This window comes from Zymomonas mobilis subsp. mobilis ATCC 10988 (assembly GCF_000175255.2).
GTDB classification, from domain to species: Bacteria; Pseudomonadota; Alphaproteobacteria; order Sphingomonadales; family Sphingomonadaceae; genus Zymomonas; species Zymomonas mobilis.
The window spans coordinates 1827174-1840472 of the sequence record NC_017262.1; the positions used below are offsets into that span (position 1 = coordinate 1827174).

At 48.1% G+C, this 13299-nt stretch carries 9 protein-coding genes and 1 pseudogene; 2 read left to right on the forward strand and 8 right to left on the reverse strand.

Features of this window, described 5'->3' with window-relative positions; genetic code table 11:
• The first annotated feature begins 18 nt into the window (after positions 1–18).
• Entirely contained in the window at positions 19–1863 is a 1845-nt protein-coding gene (cobT, locus tag ZMOB_RS08265) for a cobaltochelatase subunit CobT (RefSeq protein WP_041573456.1), read from the forward strand.
• A 74-nt stretch (positions 1864–1937) separates the two neighbouring features.
• Here the strand turns inward: cobT and ZMOB_RS08270 are convergent, their stop codons facing one another.
• The 3 genes from ZMOB_RS08270 to ZMOB_RS08280 all read right to left on the reverse strand — a co-directional run bounded on the left by ZMOB_RS08270 (position 1938) and on the right by ZMOB_RS08280 (position 4760).
• A complete protein-coding gene (locus ZMOB_RS08270; RefSeq protein WP_014501150.1) occupies positions 1938–2432 on the reverse strand; it encodes a single-stranded DNA-binding protein in 495 nt (164 codons plus the stop codon).
• 94 nt (positions 2433–2526) lie between these two features.
• Complete coding sequence (feoB, locus tag ZMOB_RS08275) at positions 2527–4452, reverse strand: ferrous iron transport protein B (protein WP_014501151.1); 1926 nt, start codon at positions 4450–4452, stop codon at positions 2527–2529.
• A gap of 5 nt (positions 4453–4457) precedes the next feature.
• Complete coding sequence (locus ZMOB_RS08280; protein ID WP_011241306.1) at positions 4458–4760, reverse strand: FeoA family protein; 303 nt, start codon at positions 4758–4760, stop codon at positions 4458–4460.
• Positions 4761–5113: 353 nt separating this feature from the next.
• On the opposite strand from ZMOB_RS08280, the gene dnaE reads away from it, so the two are divergent.
• Positions 5114–8638: a DNA polymerase III subunit alpha gene (gene dnaE, locus ZMOB_RS08285; protein WP_014501152.1), complete on the forward strand. Its 3525-nt coding sequence runs from the start codon at positions 5114–5116 to the stop codon at positions 8636–8638.
• 710 nt (positions 8639–9348) lie between these two features.
• On the opposite strand, the pseudogene ZMOB_RS10590 reads toward dnaE, so the two are convergent.
• From ZMOB_RS10590 to ZMOB_RS08310, 5 genes and pseudogenes are all read right to left on the reverse strand, one after another.
• Positions 9349–9740: pseudogene (locus ZMOB_RS10590) on the reverse strand (transposase); the annotation flags it as partial.
• A gap of 359 nt (positions 9741–10099) precedes the next feature.
• On the reverse strand, positions 10100–10648 hold the full coding sequence (locus ZMOB_RS08295) for an HdeD family acid-resistance protein (RefSeq protein ID WP_041573457.1): 549 nt from the start codon (positions 10646–10648) through the stop codon (positions 10100–10102).
• A 479-nt stretch (positions 10649–11127) separates the two neighbouring features.
• Entirely contained in the window at positions 11128–11793 is a 666-nt protein-coding gene (gene purQ, locus ZMOB_RS08300) for a phosphoribosylformylglycinamidine synthase subunit PurQ (RefSeq protein WP_014501154.1), read from the reverse strand.
• Complete coding sequence (purS, locus tag ZMOB_RS08305; RefSeq protein ID WP_014501155.1) at positions 11793–12026, reverse strand: phosphoribosylformylglycinamidine synthase subunit PurS; 234 nt, start codon at positions 12024–12026, stop codon at positions 11793–11795. Before purS ends, purQ begins: the two co-directional genes overlap by 1 nt.
• 172 nt (positions 12027–12198) lie before the next feature.
• Positions 12199–13209, reverse strand: a complete 1011-nt coding sequence (locus ZMOB_RS08310) for a KpsF/GutQ family sugar-phosphate isomerase (RefSeq protein ID WP_011241300.1) — start codon at positions 13207–13209, stop codon at positions 12199–12201.
• Positions 13210–13299 lie beyond the last annotated feature (90 nt).

Sequence of the window (13299 nt, forward strand, 5' to 3'; positions counted from 1 at the left end):
ATGAAAGAGCCGCGCACCATGGCTGACGATACCCAATTCGATAAATTCCGGCAGTATTTAAGCGGTGTTGCCCGTGCGATTGCGGATAAGCCTGGTCTGGATGTCCGTTTTACGACCCAAACGCCTTCAATGAAGGATAGTGTGATCTCGGTGCCGATGCCCGACAGATTGCTTTCGCCTGAAAATGTAGCTTTGGCGCGTGGGGTAACCGACGCTTTCGCCTTGAAAGCAAAATGGCATAATCCGCTGTTACATGCCGAAAAAAGACCGATAGATGCCCAAGCCAGCCATATCCTCGATGGGCTGGAACAAGCACGGGTAGAATCGCTTGGCGCGCAAGCGATGGATGGCGTGCGGCAAAATTTGAAAGTGGCCTTGGAATCCGAATTATCCAAGACCAATTTGTCGCAAATCAAAATTCGGGAAGAAGTGCCGTTAGACATCGCCCTGCCGCTGTTATTGCGGGAAAGAATGACCGGCGATGCCCCGCCAGAATCGGCTAAAAAAGCCTTGGAGCTCTTGCGCCCTTGGGTAGCAGAAAAGGCCGATCAAGCCTTGGATGCGTTGGCGCAATCGGCTTCCGATCAATCGAGTTTCACCTCTCAAGCCTTAAATCTGTTGCAAGATTTACAAATCATCTCGCTACAAGATCAGCCGGAAACCAAGCCCACGGATTCTGATGATGCCAATGGCGAAGATGAGGATGAAACACCGAAAGGGGCAGAAAGCAAACCCGATCAAGGCGATGAAGACAGCAGCAGCGAAGCCACCGAAATGAAGGGGCAGGGGCAACAAGCCGATGACTCGGAGGAAATAACCTCTTCTACCAGTCATGACGGTGAAGACGGTGAAGAACAAGAAAATGGCGGCGGCGATGACGAAGGTGAAGGATTATCTCCCGATGCCTCCGGCCAGAAAATGCTTTCACCTAATGCCTTTGATTATAAAATCTATACGACGCGCTATGACGAGGTCGTCGCTGCCCATGATCTCTGCGATGAAGAGGAATTGCGGCGGCTGCGTTCTTATCTCGATCAGCAGTTAAACGCCCTTCATGGCATGGTGACACGGCTGGCCAATCGCCTTCAACGCCGATTACAGGCGCAGCAAAACCGCCATTGGGACTTCGATCAGGAAGAAGGCCTGTTGGACTCCGCTCGTTTATCACGCGTGGTCGCCAATCCTTTGTTGCCTCTTAGCTATAAGATCGAAAGAGAGGCCAGCTTTAAAGATACAGTCGTTACCGTCCTGATCGACAATTCTGGTTCGATGCGCGGACGCCCTATTTCAATCGCCGCGATTTCTACGGATATTTTGGCTCGGACATTGGAACGTTGCGGGGTCAGAACCGAGATTCTCGGCTTTACAACGCGGGCATGGAAAGGCGGCAACAGCCGCGAAGATTGGATGAATAATGGTCGTCCAGCAGCCCCGGGGCGCTTAAATGATCTAAGGCATATTATTTATAAAGAAGCAGACGAACCGTGGCGGCGAGCGAAAAATTCGCTTGGCCTGATGATGCGGGAAGGGTTGTTAAAAGAAAATATCGACGGCGAAGCCTTATTATGGGCGCATAATCGCCTTTTGGCACGGCAAGAAGATCGCCGTATCCTGATGGTGATTTCCGATGGTGCGCCGGTGGATGATTCCACACTTTCCGTCAACAGTAGCAGCTTTCTTGAAAAGCATCTTCGGAAAGTCATCGACTGGATTGAGAATAAATCACCGGTAGAATTGCTGGCGATTGGTATCGGCCATGATGTGACCCGCTATTATAAACGGGCTGTAACGCTGATGGATGCTGAGCAACTGGGCGGCGCTATTGTCGAACAACTGGCGGCGCTTTTTGACGATAAAAAATAGCCGGAAAATCATGATGGTTGCCACAAAAAAAAGCCCGATAAAATCGGGCTTTTTTATTATAAGAAAGGCCAATCCTAGAAAGGCACATCATCATCCAAATCATCGTCAAAAGGCGCATAATCAAAGCCGACGCTGCTTTTGCCCAATTCATTGTTAGACGATCCGGCATTACTACCGCCACCAAAACCGCCGCCGCCGTTGAAATCACCGCCGCCACTGCGACCATCCAACATCACAAGGCTGGCATTAAATCCTTGCAAAACAACTTCGGTTGAATAGCGATCCTGACCGGACTGATCCTGCCATTTACGGGTTTGCAGCTGGCCTTCAATGTAGACTTTGCTGCCTTTCCGCAAATATTGCTCGGCAACTTTCACCAAACCTTCACTGAAGATGGCGACAGAATGCCATTCGGTTTTTTCACGCCGTTCACCACTATTGCGATCACGCCATGTTTCAGAGGTCGCAATCTGTAAATTAGCCACTCTGTTACCATTGCTAAAGCTTCTTATTTCGGGGTCACGCCCCAAATTACCCAGCAAAATAACTTTGTTGACACTGCCTGCCATAAAATTCCCTCGACACTATTCGTTGTTCTTTCCATAGCCGTTTTTTTCGGTTTTTCCAAAGGCTTTCCTGAAAAGCCCTCGGCAAAAACACATTTTAAAGCCCAAACATTCGGGCAACATGGAAAACGATTGTCGAAGCAACATAGGCAAGGGTGAACAGATAACCCAAGGTGAATAACGGCCATTTCCAACCATTGGTTTCACGACGGATCACAGCGATAGTGGACAGACATTGCGGCGCAAAAACAAACCACGCCAGAAAAGCCAGGGCTTGCGATAATGGCCAGGCTTTTCTAAGCGTTTCGATCAGGGATTCTTGCGTTTTTTCTTCATCGCTACTGTCAATTGAATAGACTGTTGCCAAGGCGCTAACCGCGACTTCACGCGCCGCCATAGCGGGAATAACGGCCATGGTCATCGCATGATTAAAACCGGCAGGCTTCATGATTGGGTCAAGGGCTGCCGCCACCCGTCCGGCAATAGAATATTCACTTTGCGGCACGCCTTCCGGCGCACGCGGAAAGGCCAAAACAGCCCATAAAGCGACCGATACCGTCAAAATGATCGTGCCAGCGCGCTTTAAAAAGATCATCGCTCTTTGCCATAATCCTAACATAATATCGCGCAAGATCGGCATTTGGTAACGCGGCATTTCGATCAGAAACAGGCCGGATTTGCCTTTAGCGAGGGTATAGCGGAAAATCAAAGCCACCAGCATAGCGGCAACAATACCCGCAACATACAGCAAGAACATTACCAAGCCTTGCAAGCCAATCTTCAAACCGATTTCCTTATCAGGCACAAAAGCACCAATAAGAACACTATAGACAGGAAGACGCGCAGAGCAGGTCATCAAAGGCGCGATCAAAATCGTCGTTAAACGGCTTTTCGGGTCTTCGATCGAACGGGTCGCCATAATGCCGGGAATGGCACAGGCAAAAGAGGATAACAGCGGAATAAAGGCACGGCCAGTCAAGCCCACTTTTGCCATCAATCTGTCCATCAAGAAGGCTGCCCGCACCATATAGCCGGAACCTTCCAAAAGCAGGATAAACAAAAACAGGATTAAAATCTGGGGCAAAAAGACCAGAACGGAGCCGACACCGGCAATCACCCCATCGACAATCAAGGAACGGATCAGACCTTCTGGCAGTAACGGCCTGATATAGGCCTCAAAAGCCGTGAATCCGTCTTCAATCCAACCAATCGGGGTTTGCGACCAAGCAAAAACCGCCTGAAACATAAAAAACATCAGGCCAGCCAGAATGATCGGGCCCAAAATTGGATGCAAAACAATATCATCGATTTTCTGCGTCCAACCCTTGGGCTTGTGAACGACCTTGGTGACTTCCTTGGTCAGACGTTGGGCTTCCGGTTGGTAAGAAGAAATATCTTTTAAAACCGGCGCTCCACTCGCGGCCAAGACGGCGGCGGCTTCGCTCTTGTCGGAAGGTTGTTCGGCCATCTGATCGACCAGATGGGCAACTTCCTGTTTGACTTCTTCAATACCGCGCCGTCTGACCGCTACCGTTGGGATAACCTTGGCGCCCAGCTTTTCAGACAACAGATTGATATCAATCTTCAAACCATCACGCTCGGCCATATCGACCATGTTCAGCGCGAAAACAGTTGGAATCTTCAAGCTCAATAGCTGCAAGGCAAAACGCAAATGAAGCCCAAGATTGGTTGCATCCAAAACGACAAGCAAGATATCCGGTATTTTTTCATTCGGCATCTGGCCGAATAAAACATCACGGGTCACCCGTTCATCGGCACTTCCGGGATCAAGACTATAGGTGCCGGGCAAATCGACCACTTCAACAGGGCGACCATCCGGCAAAGCCATGTGGCCATATTTTCGTTCAACCGTCACCCCGGGATAATTGCCGACCTTCTGATGCGCGCCGGTCAAGGCGTTGAATAAGGCAGATTTCCCCGTATTCGGATTGCCAACCATGGCAATCAAAGGGTTGTGGTTGTCAATAGAGGGGGGCGAATTATCTTCGCAATGTCCGTTCATGGAAGTCAGGCCTGTCCTACAGTTGATCGGGAAGAGGACGCTTTTTCCGAAAGGGCTGGTTCCGGTGCGGCATCAGGGTCTTTAACAGAAATAACCGAAGCCTCTTGCTGTCGAATAGCAATCAATATTCTATCAACTCGACAGGCAATCGGGTCACGACTGATCGGGGCAAAATGCTGTAATTCGACTTCGGCACCTTTATGAAAACCCAAATCCCGCAAACGGCGTCCGATTTCTGGGGGTAACGCAGACCAATCGATATCCGTGATAACCGTTGCTTTCTTTAATGGCATCTCATTAAGGCGCATAGTTATTATCCTGTTCAAACCAGATTATGTTCTGTTCTTTCGCTCTTTATTAACGCCAAAACCATAATCCAAAAGTCATTCTCTTTATCTATAATGACAATATCCGATATAAGACATGCCTTGTCATAAATGGGCGGATAATGCAACTGCTTATCAATATAATGTAATATTATAACATAACAATGTTAGGTAAATCTGGCTTCACAAAGTTACTTTCTTTTACGAGGAAAGATTTTCATCAAACCCCGTTCTTTGCTATTCAAATCAAAATATTTCCATATAAAAAATACGGTTGAAAACTGTTCTTAGGACAGGCACCACCTTATTTTGTCTTTTTAGCCTTGGGTCACTCTATGCCTTATACTCCCTTCGTTCCGTTACGGATTTTTTCCGGTTTTACCATGTTGGAAGGAGCGATCGAGCCAAAAGACATCACCCAACATGCCAAAAAAATGGGTTTTCCGGCGGCGGGTATTTGTGATCGTAACGGCCTTTATGGCGTGATGACTTTTTCCGACAGCGGGAAAAAAGACGGGGTTCAGCCGATCATCGGCAGTCTGCTTGCCGTCGCTCGTCCGCTGCGTGGCGGGGAAGCCAGTGGGCAGGAATTAAAAATAGATTGGCTGTCGCTCTATGCACAGGATGAAGACGGCTATAACAATCTTTGTGCCTTGGTATCCCATGCCCATCTTGGCCGTCCGCTCGAATTGCCGCCCCATGTCTCGATGGAATTTCTGGAACAGCATAGTCAGGGGCTTCTCGCGCTTACGGGGGGTAAAGAAGGCGCTTTGGCACGCTTAATGGCGGAAGAACAGCAAAGCGAAGCCGAAGCCTATCTGACCCTTTTACAAAAAATATTTCCCGATCGTTTGTATATCGAGCTTTCCCGCCGTTCCGAAGAAATCGAGGAAGCCGCCGAAGAGGGGCTGATCGACTTGGCTTATGATCGGGATATTCCGTTAGTTGCCACTAACCCAGTGTGTTTTTTGGAAGCCGATTTTCATCCTGCCCATGATGCGATGCTCTGCATTGCTGATTCCGCTTATGTGGACAGCCCTGATCGGCGGCATAGTTCTCCCGAAGCATGGATGAAATCCGGCGAAGAAATGGCGCGGTTATTTGAAGATATACCAGAGGCCATTCAAAACAGCTTGGTGGTCGCGCAACGCTGCGCGGTTGCGGCTCCAGTCCGCAAACCGATTTTGCCCAGCCTTGCCGGTGACCGCGAAGGCGAAACCCTGATGCTTCGGAAAGATGCTTGGGCAGGGCTAGAAGCACGATTGGCGGCTATGACGACGCCCGTCGATCGCAAAGCCTATGAAGAACGGCTGCAATATGAATTAAATATCATCGAAAATATGGGATTTCCGGGTTACTTCTTGATCGTTGCCGATTTTATCAAATGGGCAAAAAGTAACCAGATCCCTGTCGGACCCGGACGCGGTTCTGGTGCCGGATCGGTTGTCGCATGGGCATTGACGATTACCAATCTTGACCCTTTGCGGTTGGGCTTGCTGTTTGAACGTTTTTTGAATCCAGAACGTGTGTCTATGCCGGATTTCGATATCGATTTCTGCGAAACGCGGCGCTCCGAAGTAATCAGCTATGTCCAGCATAAATATGGCCTCGACCATGTGGCACAGATCATCACCTTTGGACGGATGAAGGCGCGCGCCGTTTTGAAAGATACGGGCCGCGTTTTACAAATGAGCTATGGACAGGTGGATCGTCTGGCTAAATTGGTGCCCAGTCAGGCCAGTGATCCTTGGACATTGGACAGGGCATTAAACGGCGTGCCTGAAATCGCCTCGGCTTATGAAAATGAAGAAGATGTCCATCGCCTTCTTGATCTCGCGATGAAGCTCGAAGGTCTGCCGCGTCACAGCTCAACCCATGCCGCAGGGGTGGTCATCGGGGACAGGCCGTTACATCAATTAGTGCCCCTTTATCGCGATCCGCGTTCTGATTTTCCGGTGACGCAATTCGATATGAAATATGTCGAAAAAACCGGATTGGTGAAATTCGACTTTTTGGGGTTAAAAACCCTCTCGGTGCTGAACAAAGCGGTTCAAATGCTGAAAGCGCGCGGGGTAGAAGTTGACCTCGATCATATCCCCTTGGATGATGAAGCCGTTTTTGAATTGCTGAAACAGGGTGACACTGTCGGGGTGTTCCAGTTGGAATCCGAAGGGATGCGCCGCACGCTTGCTGCGGTGAAGCCGACCCGTTTTGAAGACATCATCGCCCTTGTTGCGCTCTATCGTCCGGGGCCTATGGATAACATCCCCAGCTTTGGCGCGCGTAAAAATGGTGGCGAAGAGATTGTCTATCCCCATCCTCTGCTCGAACCTGTTTTGAAAGAAACCTATGGTATCATCGTTTACCAAGAACAGGTGATGCAGGCCGCGCAGGTTTTGGCCGGTTACTCCCTTGGGGAAGCCGATCTGTTGCGGCGCGCCATGGGTAAGAAGATTCAATCAGAAATGGACGCGCAACGCTCGCGTTTTGTCGAAGGCAGTAAAAAACACGATATTACAGAAAATCAAGCGAACCAACTTTTCGACTTGATTGATAAATTCGCGGGCTATGGCTTCAATAAAAGCCACGCTGCCGCCTATGCCCTTGTTGCGTATCAAACCGCATGGCTAAAAGCCCATTACCGCGCCGAATTTTATGCCGCCGCGATGTGCTTCGATATGGCTTTGACCGACAAATTACAGGTCTTTGTTGATGATATGCGCCGCTCTGGTTTGCGCTATCTCCCGCCTGATATCAATCGCAGCCAATCCGATTTTACGGTGGAAGATGGCTGCGTTCGCTATGCCCTTGGTGCTTTGAAGGGGGTAGGTGAAAAGGCGATGGATGATATCTGTCAGGAACGTGAAAAGAACGGCGCGTTTAAAAGCCTTGATGATTTTGCCAATCGCATCAATCCCGAACATCTTAACCGGCGGCAATTGGAAAGTCTTGCTTCCGCTGGTGCCTTTGACTCTCTTGGGGTGGATCGCTGCGCTGTCAAACAGAGCAGCGAAATGATCATTGGCACGGCGGCTAATATCCACCGTATGCGGAAAAGCGGGCAGGGTGGCCTTTTCGGTATGGAAGAAATGGCGATGCCTTCCATCAAATTACCGGAAGACAAAATATGGAGCCTGACCGAACGGATGAATGCCGAAAAGGAAGCCTTCGGTTTCTTCTTCTCTTCGCATCCGATCGACAATTACCGCTCTCTGCTTTCCGGCTTACGGATCAGAAGCCGCGCTGATATTAACCGTCTGGCACCGCCTTCCTATCCACAAGATGATGAAAATCCACAAGATTATCGTAAAAAACGGATCGCGACCCAAATGGCGGCGATGATCGAAGATGTCCGCTGGCGGGATTCTGCTCGTGGGCGGCGCTATATGATGGTCGCAGCTTCGGACGCTTCCGGCCAATTTTTTGCCAGTTGCTTTGATGAAAAAGCGACCAAAGACTTGGAACAGGCGGCCAAGGAAAAAGCCTGCGTTCTCATGGATGTCGAATTGGATTGGCGACCGGGCGACGAAGCTCCCCGTGTCTCTATCCGTGCCATTCAGCTTTGCGAAAATTTAGCCCCCTCTGTCCGCCTGAAAATGACGGTCGCAACAGGCGAAGCCGAAGCCCTACCAGCCCTATCGGAATTGGTTAATCGCTATCGCGGCGGGCAAGGGGAATTATATATCCGCGCGCTTTTGCCTGATGGCGCTTCCACCGATTTTCTGGTTGGTCGCCATTATATCCTAAGCGCCGAATTAAAAGCCAAAATCAAACGCCTGTCCGGCATCCAAGCTGTCGATCTCAAATCTTTTGTCGAAGAAAAACAGGCCAACAGCCAAAAACAGCCCGCCTATGCCTAAAGGTTATGCGGCAATCAAAAAAAAAGCCTCTCACAGTGGGAAACACTGCGACAAAAGGCGGTGCCACGAAAAGCCATGTCGCGGGGTAAAACCTCACATCATGACTTAAAGATAGGCATTTTAACCCCGTCTTATCGGGGATTTATTGTCACCCTGCTGTCATTTTCAGAAGCCTATTCATAAAGACGATAAAATTATAAGGAAGATAAAAAAATCTTTTACCTCTTTTGAATACTTGCCTCTCCTATAGGGGGCATGGTCATCACATTTCAGCTATTTTATTCTTTCTCGCCACAAGACTATTTAAAGCCTGCCATGTAAGGCCTTTTATCTAGGTTTCGCTGCCAAAAATTTTATACATTTTTGAAGCGATAATTTGAAATCGCATTTTTGGGGACAAAGATAGAATAGGTTGAGACTCAACAAACGAGGAATAAAAAATTTTAGTTTTTTCCCCTGACCGAACGATGCCGCCGGTCGCGCTCATCCCAAAATAATCGGTTATATTGTTATATTTTTAATGGGATACTTTATGTGCCTCGAACAGGCTTCCCTACAAAACTTGTTCTCAATTTATCTCTAAAAATCTTAAATTATACCCTTTGTCAACAGAACCTAGTGCCGGTTTTATTTCAACGTGGGCCGCTTAGGAACACTTTACGTTCCTTCAAACGCCTTGCCGTCAGCACAGTGATCCTTATGCCTTTGAACTAGGTTTTGTTGACAAAGGAAGGCAACCACAATTTTACGGCCGCGAGATGAAGGAAGGCGAGGAAAGATTTTCTGGTTTTGTCATAGCGTGTGGCAATGCGCCTGAACTGCTTCAGCTTATTAAACATCCAATACAATGACGGTCTTTGTGGCTCTGTCAATTATAAAGAATAGGCTTTTTTCGATTGGAACGAGGCGGGATAATAGGAAGGATGCCTCGAAAGAGTAGTTTTTCGCGGAACCTATCGCTATCATATCCTTTATCGGCGAGAAAACAGCGGGGCGTTGTCACAGGGATATCTATCAAGCTATCAGACCCAGAATAATCAGAGACCTCACCACTGGTTAGTATGAAAGCTAGAGGTAGAGAACCGCCATCAGAACGGACGCATAAGGCAGATTTTGACCATCCCCTTGTTCCCAATAACTATCCTTTCCGTCGCCATCTCCTTTATCGACTGCTTTGTGAGCAGTGGGGCGGATGACAAAAGAATACTAATTTAATTAGGGCTATAGTTATGCCCCTAGGCAAGACAATCTCCCAGTAAATTAAAAAAACAGCTTCCCCAGCTTTCAAAGCGTTCCACAGATTCCGCTGACTTCGATGATGAGCCTTTTCTCAATTTTATAAAAATCGCGGTGTCTCTTTCCTTGAGCCAGCTACTCAAAAAACGCCTAACAACACCAAAACAGGCCGTCTTTTACACAAGACGACCTGTTATATTTAAAACAATTCAGTGTTTTCTAAATCTAAAGGATAATATCCTCTTCTTGTAAGCGTTTCAGGCGCAAGGCCAGCATTGCCATACCAACGCCTTCACTGACAAAAGCGAAGCCGACGGCCAAACCCAAAAAGGCCAAAGATGTCTTGTCGCTTGAAAAGAATAGGAACAATGCGATCAAGCTATTCACAATACCCCGTAAAAGCAGCCAATTTCTTTCCGTCACAATACGGAAAGCGATAAAAAGCTGGGTCAAACCGACTAACAGCAACCAGCAAGCGATCAGCCAAACGATAGTAAGCGCACTCGCTACCGGATATTCGATCGCAATCACACCGGTGATAAAGGCGATAACACCACAGACAATATCGAGCCAATGGCCTCTGATATGACGGCTGCTAAAGCCGGAAATAATCGCGAAAATAGCCGCAACAATCAAAATCCAGCCAAAAAATAATCCGCTGGCAATCGACATGGTAAAGGGAAAACAGATAGCGGCAATACCGAAGAGGATTTGGCAGACCGCATAGGCCATTGTCCAACTCCAACTGCGGTTTTCAGAAAACAGACGTCTCATTTTTTCTTCTCCGCAGAGATTCGACAAGATTTTCACGCTTAAAACACAGTCGAATAAACGCAGTATAATCCTGCTAGTAATAAAGAAAAAAGAGACAGATTGTTCCTGCCCGATGACGAACAGGCTAAAAAAGCCTGACGATTTGATATTCTGTAAGGTTGGTGCTTTATTTACAAGACTGGTCTTTAATATCAGGCGTTTTTTAAAAAAACACATGCCTAATTACTCGTTACTTGAGAGTAAGACACCCAGATCTAGCCTAGATGCGGGCTTAGAATCCGGCTTCCCAATCTGAAGCCAATCAAAAATATCAGGCCGTCCCTGTGATGAAAACTCGGCAAAAAACAAACTAGTCGAACCAAGAAAGCTATAAAATATTTATAGCAAAGGAATAAATATAAACCCTACAAATAGTCTCAACATTCAAACAGATGAGCAACCGACCAAAAACATAAAAAGCCGGTTGCCCTTCTTTAATTTTAAGCCATAACCTGCATCAAAGATGCAAACATGTTATAGCCATCTTTGCCCCCATGGGCATCTTCGATCATTCTTTCAGGATGCGGCATCAAGCCAAGAACATTGCCTTTCTTGTTAAGAACACCAGCAATATTGCGGGCAGAACCATTGACGTTTTCGGTATAGCGCAACGCCACCCGATCTTCGTCTTCCAGCTGATCCAAAGTCGCCTTATCCGCGGTATAATTCCCGTCATGATGGGCAACCGGCAGATGGATTTTCTGGTTTTTCTTGTAAAGACGCGTGAAAGGCGATGTCGTGTTCTGAATTTCTAACCCGACATTCCGGCAAATAAAGGACAGACCAGCATTCCGCATCAAAGCACCGGGCAACAAACCCGCTTCGGTCAAGATCTGGAAACCGTTACAAATACCGAGAACTGGCACACCACGTTCAGCCTGTTTAATTACCGCAGGCATGACCGCTGAACGGGCAGCCATGGCACCAGATCGCAGATAATCCCCATAGGAAAATCCGCCCGGTACAGCGATAAGGTCGAGGTCATCCGGCAATTCGCTTTCCTGATGCCAGACCATAAGAGGCTTGGTGCCACAGATTTTTTCAATAGCAACAGCCAGATCGCGATCGCAGTTCGACCCCGGAAAGACAAGGACAGCAGCTTTCATCAGGCAACCTTCTCGATACGAAAGCTTTCGATGACCATATTAGCCAACAGCTTCCGGCACATATCCTCAATCTCCTGATCGGAGACGTTATCACCAAGATCAAGTTCGATTAAGCGGCCAACCCGAACATTATTCACGCCGGAGAAACCAAGCCGTTCCAATGCGTGATGGATAGCCTTGCCTTGAGGATCGAGAACGCCATTTTTCAGCGTCACATGAACATTAGCTTTCACTACCGCCTTCTCCCTAATCTAATTTGTAACAGGCTTGAAAGCGTTCATAGCCATCCGCCTTTTTTACACAATAGACAGCTAAACTGTCTCATCAAAATTTAGCCCTCCTCTAAATTATACCGCTTAAAAAGAGAAGGGCTTGGCAGGATAAAAAACGGCAAGGCTATCCGGTTTAGAGACCCATTCGGGTCAGATCATGGATATGAAGCAGACCAACAGGCTGTTTCGCACCATTTTTACCCAAGATAAACAGACTGGTGATTCGTTTTTCAGTCATCAGAATCAAGGCATCTTCGGCCATATCATCTGCCCGCATGGTTACAGGATCAGACGTCATGACATCTTCTGCCGCGCTTTCCATCAAGTGATCGGCATGACGTCTCAAATCGCCATCGGTAATTACACCCATCAATTCGCCTTCGTCATTAACGACACCTGCGCTTCCAAAACTTTTCCGGCTCATGGTTACCAGAACATCGCGCATTGGTTCTTTGCAATGTACTAGGGGGAGGGCAGCCCCTTCATGCATCAAACGACTAATCGATTGTAACCGAAATCCTATTTGGCCACCGGGATGCAGTAATTTGAAGGCGTCACGAGAAAAACCGCGATGCCGCATCATGCTGACTGCCAATGCATCACCCAAAGCCATTGTTAGGGTCGTTGACGTTGTTGGGGCAATATTCGCGGGACAAGCCTCTTTTAACTCTGGCAAGCGCAAGCTCAAAGTCGCTTCTTTCGGTAACACATCACCCTTCTGAGAGGTGATAACAATGACCGGCACTTGAAGCGTCTGGGCATAGCTGATCATTGGCAATAATTCGCGGGTGCGACCGGAAAAAGAAATGGCGATCAAGATATCGCCATTCATCATCATTCCCAAATCGCCATGGGCAGCTTCCGCCGGATGGATGAAAAAGGCGGAAGAACCCGTGGAAGCTAATGTTGCGGCTATTTTCCGCCCGACATGACCGGATTTTCCGATACCGCTTACAATAATTCGGCCACGCGTTTCGAGCAGCATCGAGACCGCTTTTGCAAAATCGACACCGATTGAGGCGGCGAGATGATGCATCGCGGTGGCTTCGGACAGGATGACATTTCGCCCATGCTTGATAAATTGACTAAAGGAGGGGTCTTGATAAGGGGTAGAGTCATCGACTGTCTGAAGGGATTGTTGCATATAAAGCCTCTGCCAAATTTTGTGACCATAACCGGATGATTTAATTCTTATAACGAATGAAATTGCAGCTCCGGTCAGGTTGACTTTTTG